This is a genomic window from Paenibacillus sp. FSL R5-0744 (assembly GCF_037972555.1).
GTDB lineage: Bacteria > Bacillota > Bacilli > Paenibacillales > Paenibacillaceae > Paenibacillus_AQ.
The window spans coordinates 1,714,220-1,732,702 of the sequence record NZ_CP150228.1; the positions used below are offsets into that span (position 1 = coordinate 1,714,220).

Annotated in this window: 19 protein-coding genes; 14 read left to right on the forward strand and 5 right to left on the reverse strand. The window is 44.5% G+C overall.

The features are described from left to right. Positions 1–21: 21 nt before the first annotated feature. From MKY19_RS07485 to MKY19_RS07525, 9 genes are all read left to right on the forward strand, one after another. A complete protein-coding gene (locus MKY19_RS07485; protein ID WP_042193454.1) occupies positions 22–543 on the forward strand; it encodes a YqeG family HAD IIIA-type phosphatase in 522 nt (173 codons plus the stop codon). Between the two features lie 2 nt (positions 544–545). Continuing rightward, complete coding sequence (gene yqeH, locus MKY19_RS07490) at positions 546–1,673, forward strand: ribosome biogenesis GTPase YqeH (protein ID WP_339801708.1); 1,128 nt, start codon at positions 546–548, stop codon at positions 1,671–1,673. Positions 1,674–1,689: 16 nt separating this feature from the next. Then, positions 1,690–2,565, forward strand: a complete 876-nt coding sequence (gene aroE / locus MKY19_RS07495) for a shikimate dehydrogenase (protein ID WP_339801711.1) — start codon at positions 1,690–1,692, stop codon at positions 2,563–2,565. 57 nt (positions 2,566–2,622) lie between these two features. After that, complete coding sequence (gene yhbY, locus MKY19_RS07500) at positions 2,623–2,916, forward strand: ribosome assembly RNA-binding protein YhbY (protein WP_042185967.1); 294 nt, start codon at positions 2,623–2,625, stop codon at positions 2,914–2,916. A 34-nt stretch (positions 2,917–2,950) separates the two neighbouring features. Further along, on the forward strand, positions 2,951–3,553 hold the full coding sequence (locus tag MKY19_RS07505; RefSeq protein WP_042185968.1) for a nicotinate-nucleotide adenylyltransferase: 603 nt from the start codon (positions 2,951–2,953) through the stop codon (positions 3,551–3,553). Next, complete coding sequence (gene yqeK / locus MKY19_RS07510) at positions 3,525–4,103, forward strand: bis(5'-nucleosyl)-tetraphosphatase (symmetrical) YqeK (RefSeq protein WP_339801716.1); 579 nt, start codon at positions 3,525–3,527, stop codon at positions 4,101–4,103. The genes MKY19_RS07505 and yqeK overlap by 29 nt, the downstream gene beginning before the upstream one ends. Continuing rightward, entirely contained in the window at positions 4,100–4,447 is a 348-nt protein-coding gene (gene rsfS / locus MKY19_RS07515; protein WP_042185972.1) for a ribosome silencing factor, read from the forward strand. Before yqeK ends, rsfS begins: the two co-directional genes overlap by 4 nt. Further along, positions 4,444–5,364, forward strand: a complete 921-nt coding sequence (locus MKY19_RS07520) for a S1-like domain-containing RNA-binding protein (RefSeq protein WP_042185974.1) — start codon at positions 4,444–4,446, stop codon at positions 5,362–5,364. Before rsfS ends, MKY19_RS07520 begins: the two co-directional genes overlap by 4 nt. A gap of 100 nt (positions 5,365–5,464) precedes the next feature. Beyond that, entirely contained in the window at positions 5,465–6,235 is a 771-nt protein-coding gene (locus tag MKY19_RS07525; protein ID WP_339801722.1) for a class I SAM-dependent methyltransferase, read from the forward strand. A gap of 262 nt (positions 6,236–6,497) precedes the next feature. On the opposite strand, the gene MKY19_RS07530 is transcribed toward MKY19_RS07525, so the two are convergent. Both MKY19_RS07530 and MKY19_RS07535 read right to left on the reverse strand, forming a co-directional pair. After that, the gene (locus MKY19_RS07530; RefSeq protein ID WP_036675694.1) at positions 6,498–6,656 is read right to left on the reverse strand and encodes a hypothetical protein; all 159 of its coding nucleotides are present in this window, start codon (positions 6,654–6,656) and stop codon (positions 6,498–6,500) included. A gap of 130 nt (positions 6,657–6,786) precedes the next feature. After that, positions 6,787–7,743, reverse strand: a complete 957-nt coding sequence (locus MKY19_RS07535) for a winged helix-turn-helix transcriptional regulator (RefSeq protein WP_339801726.1) — start codon at positions 7,741–7,743, stop codon at positions 6,787–6,789. Between the two features lie 312 nt (positions 7,744–8,055). Between MKY19_RS07535 and MKY19_RS07540 the strand changes: the two genes are divergently transcribed. Both MKY19_RS07540 and MKY19_RS07545 read left to right on the forward strand, forming a co-directional pair. Next, the gene (locus MKY19_RS07540) at positions 8,056–9,333 is read left to right on the forward strand and encodes a glycoside hydrolase family 27 protein (RefSeq protein WP_339801729.1); all 1,278 of its coding nucleotides are present in this window, start codon (positions 8,056–8,058) and stop codon (positions 9,331–9,333) included. Positions 9,334–9,345: 12 nt separating this feature from the next. Beyond that, positions 9,346–10,305 carry a family 43 glycosylhydrolase gene (locus MKY19_RS07545; protein ID WP_339246059.1) on the forward strand — a complete coding sequence of 320 codons (960 nt, stop codon included), beginning with the start codon at positions 9,346–9,348 and terminating at the stop codon, positions 10,303–10,305. Between the two features lie 93 nt (positions 10,306–10,398). On the opposite strand, the gene MKY19_RS07550 is transcribed toward MKY19_RS07545, so the two are convergent. Beyond that, positions 10,399–10,926: a hypothetical protein gene (locus MKY19_RS07550; RefSeq protein WP_339269667.1), complete on the reverse strand. Its 528-nt coding sequence runs from the start codon at positions 10,924–10,926 to the stop codon at positions 10,399–10,401. 235 nt (positions 10,927–11,161) lie between these two features. Here MKY19_RS07550 and MKY19_RS07555 point away from each other — a divergent pair, with 235 nt between their 5' ends. Next, complete coding sequence (locus MKY19_RS07555; RefSeq protein ID WP_339801733.1) at positions 11,162–13,837, forward strand: YhgE/Pip domain-containing protein; 2,676 nt, start codon at positions 11,162–11,164, stop codon at positions 13,835–13,837. A gap of 59 nt (positions 13,838–13,896) precedes the next feature. Here the strand turns inward: MKY19_RS07555 and MKY19_RS07560 are convergent, their stop codons facing one another. Beyond that, the gene (locus MKY19_RS07560) at positions 13,897–14,871 is read right to left on the reverse strand and encodes an aldo/keto reductase family protein (protein ID WP_076284309.1); all 975 of its coding nucleotides are present in this window, start codon (positions 14,869–14,871) and stop codon (positions 13,897–13,899) included. A gap of 109 nt (positions 14,872–14,980) precedes the next feature. On the opposite strand from MKY19_RS07560, the gene MKY19_RS07565 reads away from it, so the two are divergent. Beyond that, positions 14,981–15,649 carry an SGNH/GDSL hydrolase family protein gene (locus tag MKY19_RS07565; protein ID WP_076284308.1) on the forward strand — a complete coding sequence of 223 codons (669 nt, stop codon included), beginning with the start codon at positions 14,981–14,983 and terminating at the stop codon, positions 15,647–15,649. Between the two features lie 43 nt (positions 15,650–15,692). On the opposite strand, the gene MKY19_RS07570 is transcribed toward MKY19_RS07565, so the two are convergent. Continuing rightward, positions 15,693–16,463, reverse strand: coding sequence for a DeoR/GlpR family DNA-binding transcription regulator (locus tag MKY19_RS07570; protein ID WP_234540184.1), 771 nt, complete (start codon positions 16,461–16,463; stop codon positions 15,693–15,695). 238 nt (positions 16,464–16,701) lie between these two features. Here MKY19_RS07570 and MKY19_RS07575 point away from each other — a divergent pair, with 238 nt between their 5' ends. Further along, complete coding sequence (locus MKY19_RS07575) at positions 16,702–18,468, forward strand: L-fucose isomerase (protein ID WP_339801738.1); 1,767 nt, start codon at positions 16,702–16,704, stop codon at positions 18,466–18,468. The last annotated feature ends 15 nt before the right edge of the window (positions 18,469–18,483 follow it).

Here is an 18,483-nt window from a genome sequence, read left to right on the forward strand (position 1 = left end):
TATGAAATCGAGGTGAACGTATTGTTTGAAATGTTAGTTCCCAAACTCCGGGTGAATACGGTATTCGATATTTCTCTAGAAGAGCTGTATCGGCAGGGATACCGTGGAATCATTACGGATCTGGATAACACACTGGTCGGTGCCAAAGCGCCTGTGGCTACTCCGGAGCTGTTGTTATGGTTTGAGAAGGTGAAGGAAGTGGGCTTTAAGCTCATCATCGTATCCAATAACAACATGGAACGGGTGTCACGCTTTGCTACACCGCTTAATATTGAATTTGTGCATCAGGCTCGTAAACCGAGTAATGCTCCTTTTCTCAAAGCGATGAAGCAGATGGAGTTGCCACCGGAGCAGACGATTGTGGTGGGAGACCAAATGCTTACAGATGTATACGGCGGCAATCGGCTTGGCCTGTATACCGTATTGGTGCTGCCAATCTCCGTTAAGGATGAAGGGTTCGGCACAAGATTTAATCGTCGGGTAGAGCGAGTTGCTCTGACACGGCTTCGTAAAAAAGGATTGTGGCACGAGGAGGAAAAATAGTAATGAACGAACAAAGTGAAACACAGCGTCCTGAGAAGTGTAGCGGTTGTGGTATCAAGCTTCAGACGGAGCATAAGGATCAACCAGGATACCTTCCGGAAGTCGCACTAGATCGGGACCCTGTGATTTGCCAACGCTGTTTCCGGATTAAGAATTATAATGAGGCTTCATCTGTTTCTGTGAACCAGGATGAATTTCTTCGCTTGCTGAGTGGAGTAGGGGAGAAGAATGCACTTGTTATTCATATTGTTGACATTTTCGATTTTGAAGGCAGTTTGATTTCCGGCCTTCAGCGGTTTGTCGGTAATAACCCAGTTATTCTTGCAGTGAATAAATGTGATCTGCTGCCTAAGGTTACGAACTGGAATAAACTGCGTAACTGGATGCAACAACGCTGTAAAGAAGAAGGATTGCGGACAGCTGAAATCGTACTTTGTAGTGCGAAACGTAATCAAGGCTTTGACCGTTTACTGGAAGCCGTAACAGAACTGCGTGGTCAACGTGATGTTTATGTAGTCGGTGCTACGAATGTAGGGAAATCCACGCTTATCAACCGTTTGATTTCGGACTATAGTGATTTGGAGCAGGAGTTAACCACCTCGCGTTACCCTGGTACAACACTCGATACGGTCAAAATCCCACTAGATGATGGCCACTATATTATAGATACGCCAGGAATAGTGTATCCATGGCGTTATAGTGAACTAGTTGAGCGTCAGGATCTGGATGCAGTTATGCCAGCCAATCCGTTGAAGCCTGCTGTCTATCAGTTGAATGAAGGACAGACGCTATTTTTCGGTGGACTGGGACGTTTTGATTTCGTACAAGGTCCTCATCAATCGTTCACTTGCTTTATTAGTGGTACTTTAAAAATCCATCGCACCAAACTGGAACGTGCAGATTCCCTTTATGCGGACCATCGTGGTGAAATGTTGTCTCCTCCAGGAAGTGACCGGATGGACAAGTTGCCACCATGGCAACGGCATGAGTTCCGAATTAATAAAGGCAGTCGGAGCGATCTATATATTTCAGGTTTGGGCTGGATTAAGGTCAACGGGACAGAAGGCGCAGTCGTGGCTATCCACGTTCCGCGTGGTGTGAAGGTGCTTACCCGCCCTTCGATGATCTAACGGGGAGGCTATTACAGTGTCTTTGATAACTGCAACCGAGGGCTACAATACCGGGAATATTTTACTGGGCGTAATGGGAGATCCTATTATACAATCAAAATCTCCTATTATGCATGAAGCAGCACTGCAAGCACTGGGAATTCCGGGTGCTTATGTGCCGCTTCATATCCTTCCAGAGAATCTGGAGGATGCGGTGCAAGCGATTCGCGCGCTTGGATTCCGTGGGGTAAATGTGACGATTCCGCATAAGGTTGCGGTGATGGCTTATGTGGATCTATTAGATGAAAGTGCGGTAGCCGTTGGTGCAGTCAATACGATTGTTAATAATAACGGGATACTCACCGGATATAATACGGATGGAATCGGTTATGTACGTTCGCTTAAAGCGGAAGCCATTTCTGATTTGTCAGGTACGAAGATAATGGTGATTGGAGCCGGTGGAGCAGCAAGAGGAATTGTTGCCGCACTGCTTCAGGAGAAGCCTTCTTCTATCCTTATCGCTAATCGCAGTGTTGATAAGGCACAGGACTTGGCTGCAGAATGCCAGAGTAAAGGGAATGTGATCGGGATTAGCATGAACGAAGTAGCGGAAACGTTAGATGGTGTTGATGTACTGATCAATACAACCTCCGTAGGAATGTATCCTCATATGGATGAGACACCGATAGATCCTGAACTGCTTCGTGCAGGGATGGTCGTAAGTGATCTGATTTATAATCCACTGCGCACGCGTCTATTGTTAGAAGGACTTGAACGAGGCTGTACGATTCATGGAGGCCTCGGGATGTTTGTCTATCAGGGAGCCTATGCACTGGAATATTGGACAGGGCAGCCTGCTCCTACGGAAATCATGCGACAGACCATACTCCATTGTCTGGGTGGAAAAGAGTAAGAAATGGATTCATCAATTTAGGGTAATAATATATGTTAATTAAGGAGTTATTCATTTATGTTAACTGGTAAACAAACACGGTATCTTCGTTCATTGGCGCATCACCTCGATCCTATTTTTCAAGTGGGCAAAGGTGGAGTAAACGATCACCTCGTACGCCACATTGAAGAAGCTATTGAGAAGCGTGAGCTTATGAAGATTAGTATACTGAGCAACAATATTGAGAATCCCAAGGAAATCGGTGCTGCATTGGCCGAACAATCGGGTTCTGAGCTTGTACAAGTGATCGGAAAGACCATTGTCCTTTACAAGGAATCGCGTGATAACAAAACTATTGAGCTGCCACGCTGATACCTGAAAGCATACTACTGAGGAGGTCGTCCTCTTGAAAGTTGGAATTATGGGAGGTACCTTTGATCCTCTTCATATTGGTCATATGATGGCAGCGGAAGCAGCTAGAGAAACTTATGGACTTCAAGAAGTATGGTTTATGCCTTCACATATTCCGCCTCATAAACATGAGGCAGGGGTATCTGGAGCAGATCGGCTGGCAATGGTGCAGGAAGCGATACACAATCATGAAGCTTTTCGCACATTAGATTGGGAAGTTGTCAGAGGTGGCGTTTCCTATACGTATGAGACCATAAGACGGCTGCAAGAGGCGTATCCGCATTTCGATCTTTATTTCATCATCGGAGCGGATATGGTCCAGTATTTACCGAAATGGAACGAGATTGAAGAGCTTGTGCAGCGGCTTACATTTATCGGAGTAGGTCGTCCGGGAACACCTCTTGATCTAGACGCATTGCCAACTTATATAGCAGAAAAGGTACTGCTAGCAGATATGCCTCTGGTTGATATTTCGTCAACGATGTTAAGAGAACGGGCTGCAACTGGAAAATCCATTCGTTATATGGTACCTGAGGCAGTGTTCGATTATGTTCAAAGGAGTGGATTGTATGGCATACAGCCGCGAAGCTCTGATTGAGGCGGTCTCGACACAAATGCCTGCTAAACGCTGGAAGCATACACTGGGCGTCATGGAGTCATCCATTCAACTAGCGGAGCAATATGGCGCTGATCCTGAGCGTGCGGAGACAGCGGCAATTCTTCATGATGTGGCCAAGTATTGGCCTGTGGAGAGAATGAAGGAGATTATCGAGCAGAATCATCTGAACTTGAATCTTCTGAAGCATGACAAGCAGCTGTGGCATTCAGAAGTAGGTGCCTTTGTAGCAGAGCAAGATTATGGGATCACAGATCCAGATATTCTGAATGCGATCCGTTTTCACACCTCAGGTCGCGAAGACATGAGTTTACTTGAGAAAATTGTTTGTCTCGCCGACTATATCGAGCCTGGCCGAGATTTTCCAGGGGTTGATAAGATACGTAAGCTGGCTAAAGTAAGTTTGGAAGAAGGACTAGTCGCTGGATTTGGTTCTACGATTAGTTTGCTACTGGAAAAACGCCGAGTGATCTTTCCGTTAACGGTATTGGCGCGTAATGATTTAGTTAGAATATTGGAGGATAAAATATGAGTGTACAACCAAGCAAGCTGTTAGAACTGGCCCTTAAGGCTGTGGAAGATAAAAAAGCAATGAACGTAGTGGCATTAGATCTGCGTACTGTTTCACCGATTAGTGATTACTTTGTTGTATGTCACGGTAATTCGGATACCCAAGTTCAGTCCATCGCCACCGAAGTCCGCAAAGTGGTCCATGAAGCAGGCGGAGTAATTAAGGGGATCGAAGGAATGGATTCAGCACGCTGGGTGCTGATGGATCTTGGAGATGTTATTGTTCATATTTTCCACCGCGATGAACGTGAATACTACAATATTGAGCGTCTGTGGTCGGATGCGAAGGTAGTGGAGACTGTATGAGCCTGATTGCAGGAACTACAGTTACACTTAATGTAGTAAGAGAGGTATCCCCATACGGATTTTTCCTGAATGCAGGAGATCAGGATGTTATGCTGCATTATACTGAGCTTACCGAGAAGGTTAAGACAGGCGATAAAGTTGAAGTCTTTATCTTCTTCGATACCGAGGATCGTCTAGCAGCAACGATGAAGAAACCGTTTCTGACATTGGGCGAAATGGCCTTATTGGAAGTGGCTGATATCCATCCGCGTCTAGGTTGCTTCTTGGAAATGGGTCTCGGACGGCAGCTGCTGCTGCCTATTCGTGAGCTTCCAGAACTTCCAGAGCTGCGCCCTCAGATCGGCGACTATGTGTATGCGATTATGGAGCATGATAAACAGGGGCGTCTTCGTGCTAAATTAGCTGGAGAACAGGAACTAGCTCCGCTAGCTCTTCCTGCGCCTGAATCCTGGATGGGACAGACTGTGACAGCCCGGGTGTACAAACCGCTGCAGATGGGGACTTTTGTTCTTGTAGATGCTGGGGTTTTAGGCTTTGGTATTATCGGTATGGTCCATTCCTCTGAACGGAGTCGTCTACTACGTCTCGGAGAGCAGTTCGAAGCACGTGTCTCCCATATTCGCGAGGATGGTCGTGTTAACCTTTCTATGGGTCTCCGTAAAGAAGTAGGCATGGATGTAGACTCTGCCACCATTTTGGAATTCTTGCATGCCCGTCCGGGTGGAGCGATGCCTTATTCGGATGCTACACCACCGGATATTATCAAGCAGCGTTTCGGAATTAGTAAATCAGCCTTTAAGCGTGCGCTTGGAAAGCTGATGAAGGAAGGCCATATTACCCAAAAAGAGAATTGGACGTATCTTGCTCCTAAGGAAGAGGAAGGTTCAACCGAGGGAAATGAAGAAACAACCGAATAATTTAAAACATAAGAGATCTTGTGGGGACGCCTAGAGCGTTTATGCTTGATGGGTCAATAATAGAATCATATTAAATGTTGTAATAGAAAGCGGTGTACTAGTGTCTTCCTATGGGAAATTTGCTTATGTATACGATGAGCTCATGGCAGATATGCCGTATCCTGATTGGATCTCCTTTGCTGAAACCGCATGGAGCAAATACGGTAAGCCTGTAACCGTGGCTGAGCTTGGCTGCGGCACCGGGAGTATCACTATTCCTTTGGCGGGTTCAGGGTATCATATGACAGGAATCGATCTATCTTCAGATATGCTCTCAGTGGCACAGCGCAAAATGGAAGAGCATCCCCAGGGACGGCGTTTCTTGCGCGAAGGTAGTGTTCGTTGGATTAGACAAAACATGAAGGAATGGGAGCTTCCAGAGCTTGTGGATTCTGTGATTTCTTTCTGTGATTGTCTGAATTATGTGCTGGAAGAAGACGATATCAGAGCTGTCTTTGCTAGTACCTTTGCAGGAATAAAGCAAGGCGGCACCTTTCTGTTCGATGTACATCATCCAAACACACTGATCCGTTATGAAGAAGAGCAGCCCTTTATTCTGGACGAACCATCGGTGTCTTATATTTGGACTTGTGAGATGGATGTTCCTCGCCGCGAAATAGAACATCATCTGTCCATTTTCGCTCGCGAAGAGGGACGGAGTGACGTATATCGCCGTTTCGAAGAGACGCATATTCAGCGTGCCTACGATCCCCAGTGGATGAAGGATGAACTGCTTAAGGCTGGATTTAGTGATGTGAAGACTTACGCCGATTTCGAGTGGATAGAGGCGGATGATGATGCGGAACGTTTATTTTATATTGCTATAAAATAAATATTCAACATACTAAGAGGGCTGTCCCAAAAGCTATGAAAATAGCTGATGGGACAGCCCTTCTTTTTTGAGTTCGGTGTGGTTCCTGCTATTGAAAACGATGGGCTAAAAATAAGCAGATAACGTCATCTGAGTCCGTATGCTTCATGGAATGTTGGATTCATGATTCATGATTCGTGTATGAAGAAGTAGCTCTAATTGCGCAAAATATGTATATCTAAAAAACCGGGTAGTGTTTATGCCACCCGGCATCTTCCAATCCTTACCGATGCTCAAACAGATCAATGGCACCCAATACGACATGAGCCAGACCAAATCCAAGTACGCCTGTTGCTGCCATCTTATACTTGCTTCCAAGAAAAGCGGCGCTAGAAGCGGTTACGACGGTTCCAAGAACAGCGGGAATTAGACCTTCACGCATTCGAAACACTCCTTCTCGGTGGTTTGGGAGACAAGGTTATTATGAGTCAAACTCAAAAAAATATACAAAGAAAAAGAAGACCTTAGACCAGTTATTGCTGGTTCTAAGGTCTTTTTGTTTAGGGAATGTTTTACTCTGATAAGGTAACGGCAGTACGAGAAGCGCCAATTTCAACTTCATGAACATCATATAGTACACGCGCCAGTAAGTCCTGGCTATAGTTGCCGAAATGTTTGCCGTAAATGGTGAGCCCGCGTTTGTTTACAGGCTTGTCCGTTACGGCTATCCGGAAAGTAAGCTCGCTCTTGTAATCAAGATTAATATCCTCCAGGGTCACGTCAGAAATTCGGCAACCGTCAATAAAGCTACCTTCATTATTGATACGGATCAGTTTGAGCATACCATATTGGTTTAAATGTGGAGGCCACCAGTCTGGATTAAACGTTCCACGCGTGTCTCCGAAATCTCCAGGACTAGTCCAGTAGCCGATTTCAATTCCATTTAAGTAGAAATAAAGATCGGAGGGATAGTTATCGTTAGATCCAGGGGCCTCAGAGCCAATCTCCATCGAGAATTGGATTTCGCGGAACGTTTGATTAGCTTTAAGATAGTTCGGAATTCTATACTCGAGAAAGCCTTCAGCCATCCAAATGATCTCGGATTCAATCCGCTGAGGATCAGCGAAATAACGGGGTTCGTCGAAGTCGCCGATAATGCTGTCTTTGGTAGCAAGTCCGCAGGTCGGAACAGCCTGATAGTTGCTATAATGTCCTACTTGGATTTCTACTTCGTAGAGATTATCAACATCCTTGCTGCGAAGATCAACAATAAGCTTATCCTTATTTAAATAGCAGACCTTCTGAATACCGTGTTTACCCACGGATGTGTTTATCTCGATGAGACCGCTTTCTTCTAACTTTTTAATATGCATCGTGATTGCGCCATTGCTGAGGTTCAGCTTCTTGGCAATTTCATTCAGATTCAGTGCTTGATTGGTAGCTAAAAGTTCGAGTATGAGGATTCTGATTTCAGAACTAAGCGCCTTGAATATTTCAAGACCACTCATTAAATCTTTAATATAGATCATTTTATCAATACCTTCTTCCACATGGTCATAAATGAATACTGTTTTATGAAATTATAAACTAATATAGCATATAAATAAAGCATCCTCCCTTATTTTGTAGAATGATAAAAATAAGGGAGTTTTTTTCCTGTTTTTGTATTTAATCTAATTTAATTTAAAAATTAATGAAACTAATTCACAAGATAAGATGGTTTTACAACAAAATCATGTTATTTTCACTATTTATTTTATAAAAGTATTAAAAGGTTTAAATATAAGTTTACAAGTCTTTTTGTCTATGCTATTTTTAAACTGAAAGTCTTAGAAAAGGACGTGGAAATCATTATGTTAGCTGCAACGCCCCCGATGGGCTGGAATAGCTGGGACTGTTACGGAGCTAGTGTTAATGAAGAAGAGGTAAGAGGCAACGCCGAATATATGGCTGCTCATTTGAAGGAATTTGGCTGGGAATATGTTGTTGTGGATATTCAGTGGTATGAGCCTGGAGCGAACTCTTCGCAATATCGTAACTTTGTACCGTTGGTCATGGACGAGTATTCCAGACTTCAACCGGCAGAAAATCGTTTTCCTTCCGCAAAGGGAGGCAAAGGATTTGCCCCACTCGCTGAATATGTGCATGGATTAGGGTTGAAATTCGGCATCCATATTATGCGTGGAATCCCTCGACAGGCCGTTCATGCGGCAAGTTCCATTCTAGAATCTGAGCAAACCGCACGTGATATCGCACATCCCAATTCTATATGTCCGTGGAATACAGATATGTATGGAGTAGATGCTTCTAAAGAAGGCAGTCAGGCTTACTATGATTCTCTCTTCCAGCTGTATGCCAGTTGGGGTGTAGATTATGTGAAGGTGGATGATATTGCCGCTTCACGTATTTATGGATACCACAAAGACGAAGTTGCCATGATCCGTAAGGCTATCGACCGCTGTGGTCGTGAAATGGTGCTTAGTCTTTCACCTGGACCTGCTCCGGTAGAAGAGGCTGAACACTTAGCTGAACATGCTAACCTGTGGAGAATGACCGACGATTATTGGGATCATTGGCATTTGCTGCGTGGAATGTTCGAGCGCTGCGAAAAATGGGCTCCTTACGTTCAGCCAGGCCATTGGCCAGACTGTGATATGCTGCCGCTAGGTCATCTTGGGATTCGTTCCGTTGATGGCGGGGGAGACCGATTTACAAGGTTTACTCCTGACGAACAGGTTACCATGATGACGCTCTGGACTATTTTCCGTTCGCCTTTAATGTTCGGGGGAGAGCTTAGAGACAATGATGAGTGGACATTATCTTTGTTAACCAATAGGGAAGTGCTTCATCTGCATCATTTTGGTAAGGGTGGTAGACAAGTAGAGCGGAACGAAGAGTATGCGATCTGGACTTCTGAGGATGAACAAGGTAACCACTATGTAGCGTTGTTTAATCTCAGTGACAAAGAGTCGACACTCCAGGTATCGTTCCAAAAGCTAAATGTTTCAGTTCCAAAAACGATACGTAATCTGTGGCAAAGCCATGACCTGGAAGTTACTAATGAAGGGGTTGCGCAGGTTCTTCCACCGCATGGTTCTGCATTGTTAAAGCTTTTATAGAGGAGAGAGATTATGGATACGAGTAGAGAGTACAACAACCCATTGGTGGAGCAACGTGCTGATCCATGGGTATATAAACATACGGATGGATATTATTATTTCACAGCTTCTGTTCCAGAATACGACCGGATCGAAGTAAGAAGATCGACAACCATCGAAGGATTAACTACTGCAGAACCAGTTGTAGCATGGCGCAAGTATGAGACGGGGCCACTTAGTGCTAACATTTGGGCGCCGGAAATTCATTACATAGACGGAAAATGGTACATTTACTTTGCTGCAGCACGGACTACGGAGACGACGGATGGTTTGTTCGATCACCGTATGTTTGCGCTCGAGAATGCATCTGCTGATCCCTTAGAAGGAACATGGGTAGAAAAAGGTCAAGTGAAGACTGCTTGGGAATCGTTCGCTTTGGATGCGACAACGTTTCAGCATAAAGGAAAACTGTACTACGTATGGGCTCAGAAGGACCTGAATATTGAGGGTAATTCTAATCTGTATATTTCTGAAATGAGCAATCCGTGGACACTCACAGGTCCTCAGACTATGATTGCTACTCCAGAGCATGACTGGGAAATTATTGGGTACAAAGTAAACGAAGGCGCAGCAGTACTGAAACGAAATGGTCGTATCTTTATCAGCTTCTCGGCGAGTGCTACAGACTTCAATTATTGCATGGGACTTTTAGTAGCGGATGAAGACAGCGAACTTCTGGAGGCCGCTTCATGGACTAAACTACCAAATCCAGTATTCCAAACGAATGAAGAAAATGGACAATTCGGTCCAGGCCATAATAGCTTTACAGTCAATGAAAATGGGGAAGATGTGCTCATCTACCACTGCCGCAATTATAAAGAAATTACTGGCGATCCTCTTTATGATCCAAACCGTCATACTCGCGCTCAGGTCTTCCATTGGAATGAAGATGGCACGCCGAATTTTGGAGTTCCTGTTAGGGATGCGCAATAAAAACAATCCGTTTTGCAAAAAAAAGAGGGTTACTCATTAGCCACGTAAATGGCCGCTGGGTAACCCTCTTTTTCATATGTTACGTGTTGCTGCTTAAGGTATATATTGTTGCACGATGGAGGTGATTACGCCGTCCTGAATCGTAAGGTGATAAGGAAACTGGCTTAGATCGAAAATATCCGTTTTATTAAATTGATCGATAAATTGCTGTAAGGTAATGGCTTCGTTCCACTGAATGTCTAAGTCCTCAATGTTACCAGTGTGATCAAAGATCTGCATGGTGACTTTTGCGTTATCCGCGATCGGATAGGTTGTCAGTGTATCAACATCATTAACAACATAATATCCGTCTGGAGCCCCGCCAATTTCTGCTGCACCTTCTGGGTCTCTTTCAGCAAAGACTCGGTCAGCATCAGCACCCTGATACCAGTTTATTTCATCGGCTGTAATGGAAAGCTTGCCATTCTCGGATTGAATAGTATGGATATATACCGTCTGTTGCTGAGTCTTGCCACTATCTTGCGCATCTACTCGTGTTCCAACGGTACTTGCAGTAGTAATTAGGGAAAGAAACAATAGAACAACAACCGGTAACACATACGCTGACTTTTTCTTAAACATTAGAAATCTCCCCCTTGAGATATGTAAAAAGGTTGTATATATCTTATTACCCGCTACGTTTTTTCCTAAACGGGCTATATACTTCTATTACGTTAAACGAGCAGGTTTTGTTGCAATTATTTAAAAATATTTCTGAAAAACGATGCCGGTCATGAATCCACTAAAAATGATAGTAAAAGTTTGTCTCCTCGGGCATATTAAAATGTCAAAACATACAGATTAGGGGGAGCAACGAATGGGTGGAATACTACGGATTTATAGGAACGACTGGCGCAACGTATTTAAGGTTCCTGTGGCCGTGTTCCTGATCGCTGCTTTGGTGGTGTTACCTTCTGTGTATGATTGGTTTAACGTTGCGGCGGTGTGGGATCCCTACAGTAATACCTCTGGCATTAAGATTGCTGTAACCAGTTTGGATGAAGGGACCACTGTGAAGGATAAGAGCTTCAATATCGGCAATGATGTCATGGAAAGTCTTCGGAATAATAAAAGCTTAGGCTGGACCTTCGTAGATGCAGAAGCTGCGCACAACGGTGTGAAGCGTGGAGATTATTATGCGAGTATTGTTATCCCTGTTGATTTCTCCAAAAGAATGACAGGAATCCTCGAAGGCAGGATCGTGAAACCAGAGATTGAATATACCGTCAATGAGAAGATAAATGCGATTGCCCCTAAAATCACAGATAAAGGTGCCTCTTCAATTACAACACAGATCAGTGAGAATTTTACGGAAACCATTAGCGAAACCGTATTTACGGCTTTAAAGCAAATTGATTCAAAATTCCAATCTGAATTGCCTATTATACGCAAGGTTGAAAAAGGGTTGTTTAAGTTAGAGGCAAGTCTCCCCGAGATTGAAACGGCAGGCCAACATGTATTGAAAATTGAGGAGCAATGGCCGCAAATTCATGCATCGGCAACGCGCATCTCTAAGCTGGAGAATAAGCTGCCTGATGTGGAAAAGGCGGGGTTGGCTTTAGAAAAAATAGCTGAACATTGGCCTCAAATTGCCAATGTTGCAGATCATTTAGGGGAGCTGCAGGATAAGCTACCCAAAATTGAACAAGCAGCACAGCTAATCGTTCAACTTGATAATCATTTTGGTGAAGTGGAACAAATCATGGACAAGGCGTCGGAAGGTCTTGCGGAAGCAAATAAAGTTGTTAACACTGCCCTAACTGCGCTACCTAAGGCCGACAAAATTGTAACTGCTGGAAATGATTTTGTTCTAGAGCTTCAACAGTTCTTAGAGAAGAGTAATGCTGCATTTGAAGCGGTACCTGCCGCCCTCAAACAAAATATATACCTGCTGCAAAATACGGAGAACGCAGTAGTTCAGCTTGCTGAACTGCTGCAGGGAGAAGATCTTGACCCGCAAGCGGTACGCGAGCAACTTGAGTCAGTTTCCGCTCAGCTGGTGTCGGGAAGTAACGTGATGGATCATACGCTTTCTTTGTTATCGGCACTGAATACATTCTCACCAGGAACAGTAACTAATGCTGAGATTGGCACCTTGAAGGCTGTAAACAATGCCTTGAGCAGACAGACTTCTTTGGTAAACTCACTGGCGACGGATCTACAAAATGAGGGTCAGCCTGATCCGAGTAATGTTAAGCAATTGGGTCTTAAATCTGGCGAAGGGAACGTAGCCATTTCGAAGCTTATTTCCGAATATGAAGCGGCAACTATCCCTGCTATAAAAAATACATTAGAGCAAATATCCACTGCTGCTGAGACTACAGCCACTGCCCTGGAACAAGTTCCGGATCGTCTATCGGCGCTGGGTACCCTTCTTGAGGAGACTATGGCAGCAATCGAGTTCGGACGATCAAGCTTGGCTAGTCTACAGCAGGACTTACCAGCTATTCGTGAAGCGGTACATACAGCAGCTAGCGGTGTCGCAGATAAGACACAGAGCTTTGGTACTTTTGTTCGCGATACACTTCCACTAATTCAGAGCAGCTTGCCTGTTGCAGGAGAAAAAATACAACAAGCTGCAAATTTCGTCCGTCAGGATCTGCCGGCTGTAGAGGAACGGGTGCACCAGATTTCTGATCTGATACGTACAGGTCTCCCCCGTGCGGATAAGGGAGTGGCGGTCGCAGCGGATATGGTGCGAAATGATCTTCCGATACTGGAAGATTCGATTCGTAAAGCGGCAGCCACCATCCGTCAGATCAAAGATGAGGTGGATCTGGGAGAGATTGCTGAGCTGCTCGGAGGGGATATTAAGAGCAAAAGTGAATTTTTGGCCAATCCGGTAGTATTAAAAGAGAATAAGTTATATCCTATTCCGAATTATGGTTCGGCTATGACTCCTTTTTATGTTGTACTTTCCTTATGGGTAGGTGGCACACTCCTAATCTCACTTCTCCGTACGGGAGTGGATACTGAGGGAATTGTGTACAAGCGGTATCAATTGTATTTTGGACGCCTACTGACGTTTCTTACGGTTGGGATTCTTCAAGCGCTGGTGGCTGTACTTGGTAATATCTTTATTCTGAAATGTTATGTGGTGGACAAGGTGTGGTTTGTCCTTTTTGCAGTATTGATTAGTATCGTATTCGTGACGATTGTATTTACGCTGGTCTCCGTATTCGGCAACGTTGGGAAGGGGATAGCGATCGTATTCATGGTGCTTCAATTCTCAAGCTCTGGCGGTACGTTTCCAATCAGTACAACAGGTCATTTCTTTCAAATATTGAATCCGTTTATGCCATTTACTTATGCGATTAGTTTGATGCGGGAGGCGGTAGGGGGGATTCTGCCGGAAGTGGCGATTCGCGATTGTCTTTATTTGATCCTATTCGGTGTAATAGCACTCTTACTGGCGCTAACGCTCAAAAAGCCGCTGGAGCGTTATATCGAAAAGGCGGCTGAACAAGCCGAAGAATCCAAATTGATTTCTTAAGAAAAAAAGAGGTTGTACCTAAGCCAATTGCTGTGGCTTTTGGTACAACCTCTTTTAGATTATCTCGCTGGAGCGAAATCGGCTACTGGCTTTAGAATCTCTTCAATTCTCTCCAAAGTATCTAGAGATAGAACGGCATCAACAGCTTGGGCGTTCTCTTCCACCTGTGCTGGCTTACTGGCCCCAATAATTGCAGAACTTACACCAGGTTGCCGTAGGGTCCAAGCTAACGCTAGTTGCGACAGCTTCAAATCAAGACTGTTAGCTAGTTCATCCAGCTGTCCGACAACAGTCAGTACATCATCGCGGAAGTAGCTGCGAATGACGCCATTTACCGAATCATCAGCTGCGCGGGTTCCTGCCGGAGGCTGTTGTCCAGGTTTGTATTTACCTGTCAGAATACCTTGAGCGAGTGGGGAAAAGACCACTTGTCCGAGGCCCTCACGCTGACATACCTCAAGTACCTCATCTTCAATGTAACGTTCGAACATGTTATAGATAGGCTGATTGGAAATAAGCGGACGCAGATTTAGTCTGCGCGAAATGCCGGTGGCGTCAGAAATTTGAGCTGCGCTCCATTCGCTCACTGCCGAATACAGAATCTTACCTTGTGCAGTTAGGTCATCCAGCGCGCGTAAAGTTTCCTCCACAGGCGTCTCTCTGTCAAAGCGATGACAAAAATAAACATCAATATAATCGGTTCCTAAACGGCGAAGGCTAGCTTCGCATTGCTCCATGATGTGCTTACGCGATAAACCACGATTATTCACATCATCCCCCATGGGGAAGAATACCTTTGTACTCAGCACATAAGATGATCTTTCATAAGCACGAAGAGCAGCGCCCATTGCTTTTTCGCCTTCACCACGGTTATAAGCATTAGCAGTATCAAAGAAATTGATACCGCATTCAAAAGCTTTGCTGATGCAGGCGTCTGCTGCCTTTTGCTCTGCTGCTGTTCCATATGTAAGCCAGCTACCTAAGCCGATTTCACTGATTTTTAGTCCTGAATTGCCTAGTCTTCTGTATTTCATTATTTTCTTCCCTCCTTGAGTTGTATATGTTAACTTTACTTGTATCCTATGGAACATTCAACTTGAATGTTTCATGTAAAAGACGAGATCAAGGAGATGAATCGTAGTAATGACTATTCCAACTTCTAAAGCTAAAAAAGTGATTTTGTTTCAGGGTGATTCTATTACGGATGGAAACCGTGGTCGTGATGAAGATCCCAATCATATTCTAGGACATAGCTATGCATATATCATTGGCGGCAAGCTAGGCAACGAACGGGCTGAGCAGAATCTCGTGTTCTATAACCGTGGAATTAGTGGGGATCGGATCTCCGATTTATATGCACGCTGGAATGAGGATGCGATTTACCTTCAGCCGAATATCATCAGTATTTTAATTGGTGTAAATGATCTTTGGAGAACAATGAAAGGGGAACCAAGTGGTATAACGGACCGCTTTGAACGTGCGTACCGTCATGTGCTTGAAGAAACTGGGGAAGTACTTCCGCAAACGAAGCTGGTCTTGTGTGAGCCTTTTATTCTAAATACCGGAGCTCCGGCAGAACAATGGGACGAATGGAAAGAGCGGATTACTCATTATCAGGGTGTTGTTAAGCAGCTTGCAGAGGAATTTAATGCTGTGTTTGTTCCTTTACAGGAAGCATTTGATGCAGGTACTCGTAGAATAGATGCAGCCTACTGGCTATGGGACGGCGTTCACCCGACAGCGGCTGGGCATGATCTGATTGCTGGGGAGTGGCTGAAGATCGTAGAGAAAAGTGGTCTTTTAAACGACTAGTGAAATAAAGATTCCCCCTTATCTTTATTTATGCACCTACTGATTACTCAGCGGGTGCATAGATAAGAGATACATGATAGTTATTCAGAAACTCGATCCATTCCTCAGAAGGCTTCTCGTCTGTAACGATATAATCCACTCGATCGAAACTAAATAATTTAATGAACGCAGTCCTATCGAACTTAGAGTGATCTGCGAGCAAAACTACTTTATTCGCCTGCTGTTGCATCAGAATCTTTAGTTCGCTTTCTTCTTCATTCGAATCGCTGAGCCCACCAGTCATAGACAACGCTTTACAGCTGAATATGGCTACGTCCACATTATATTTTTGAATAGTCTGCGAGGCGGTATGTCCAACGAAGGAGCTAGTCTCGGGGCCTAGTATTCCACCAGTGGAAATTAGCTTTTGCCCAGAATGTTGAAATTCGGATAATACAACCAAAGAATTCGTAATAATCGTAAGATTGTTTTTCTCCTCTATAATTCTCCGTAAAGCCTCAAAAACTGTTGAACTCGTATCCGTCACCAAACTGTCCCCATCATTAATTAATTGGAGAACATGATCAGCTATCGTACGTTTGGCCTCTATATTTACCTGATGTCTACTCACATAGGGAGGGTCCTCATTCGTGTGGGCATTAAGGATTGCACCGCCATAATTTTTCTTGGCAAGTCCTTCCTTGTCCAGTTTATCCAGATCCCGCCGAATGGTCTCTTCCGAGACATTGAATTTTTGCGCCAGCTGAGCGACATGGACTTTCTTTTGTCTATACAGCTCATTAATGATTAGATCCCGCCGTTCAAATGCTTTCATCCGTTCACTCACCTCTATCATCATCTACTTCCTAGTTTACTACATTGCCCAATAAATCAAAGAAATAACCTCATATTCACATAATACCACAGTATAATAATGTTAATACCACATAAAACCACATAATTTATCTATAAATATGTTGTTTTATGTTGACTAAAGCGTTTCCATATTTTATGATGAAGGAGAAATAGGTCCATTACCGATGATACTAAGATGATCTTGAGGAGGAACAGCAGTGATAGAAAACTATCCGAAAATTGGCATCCGCCCGACCATTGATGGCAGAAGAAGAGGGGTTCGCGAATCGTTAGAAGCTCAAACCATGGGTATGGCTCAGCGGGTAGCTAAGTTTATTGAAGAGAACTTATTTTATCCGGATGGCCGCCCCGTAGAGTGCATCATTGCCGATTCTACGATTGGTGGTGTTAAAGAAGCTGCTGCTGCGGCTCAGAAATTTGCTGGGGCTAATGTTGGCGTATCGATTACTGTGACCCCTTGCTGGTGTTATGGTTCTGAAACGATGGATATGGATGCCTCAATCCCACATGCGGTTTGGGGATTTAACGGAACGGAACGCCCAGGTGCGGTATATCTAGCTGCTGTTCTCTCTGCTTATGCACAAAAAGGAATTCCGGCGTTTGGTATCTATGGTGAGGATGTTCAGGAGTCTAGCAGTGAGGAGATTCCAGCGGATGTGCAGACTAAATTGCTGCAGTTCGCCAAAGCTGGGTTGGCTGTCGCTCAAATGAGAGGGAAATCCTATTTATCAATGGGTTCTGTTTCGATGGGGATTGCTGGATCGATTGTGAATGAACAGTTCTTCCAAGAGTATTTGGGAATGCGTAATGAATATATAGATATGTCAGAATATGTACGCCGCTTTGAAGAGGAAATTTATGATAAAGAGGAATATAAGCGAGCACTCGCGTGGACCAAAGAAAACTGCCAAGTTGGTGCCGATAATAATCCGAAGCATCTGCAAATAAGTGATGATGAGAAAGAGAAGCAGTGGGAGACTTGTGTGAAAATGACATTGATCGCCCGTGATCTGATGATCGGAAATCCTGTTCTCGCTGAGCTGGGCTTTGAGGAAGAGGCCAACGGTCATAATGCGATTGTGGGTGGGTTCCAAGGTCAGCGCCAATGGACAGATCATTTTCCTAATGGGGATTTCATGGAAACGATACTGAACTCCTCTTTTGACTGGAATGGCAAACGTACACCTTATATCGTAGCGACAGAGAATGATAGCCTGAACGGAGTAACGATGCTGTTCAATTATTTGCTTACGAATACTGCACAAATTTTTGCGGATGTTCGAACCTTTTGGAGTCCAGATGCAGTTAAGCGAGTAACGGGTCATCAATTGGAAGGTGAGGCAGCACACGGAATACTTCACTTGATCAACTCGGGTTCGGCTGCTCTTGATGGCACGGGTGAGCAGACGATAGACGGTAAACCTGCGATTAAACCTTTTTGGGAAATTTCGGAGGATGAGGTAGAAGCATGTTTGAGCCATACCCAATTCCGCCCGGCTTCTCAAGAATATTTCCGCGGGGGCGGCTTCTCTACGGATTATTTAACTAAAGGCGGGATGCCAGTTACTATGGCACGGATGAACTTGGTTAAAGGGCTTGGACCTGTTCTTCAGCTTGTAGAGGGTCACACGGTTGAGCTGCCTGAAGATGTTCATCATACACTGGATCAAAGAACAGATCCGACTTGGCCAACTACCTGGTTTGCGCCTAAGTTAACCAATAGTGGTTCTTTCCAATCAGTGTATGATGTCATGAATAATTGGGGCGCAAATCATGGAGCGATCAGTTATGGGCATATTGGGGCAGATTTGATTACGCTGGCGTCTATTCTGCGCATTCCGGTCAGCATGCATAATGTTGAGGAATCACGTATTTTTAGACCTCGGGTATGGTCGTTATTTGGTACCGAAGATCTGGAGGGAGCAGATTACAGAGCATGTCAGAACTTTGGACCCCTCTATTAAAATCTTCCTGTGAAG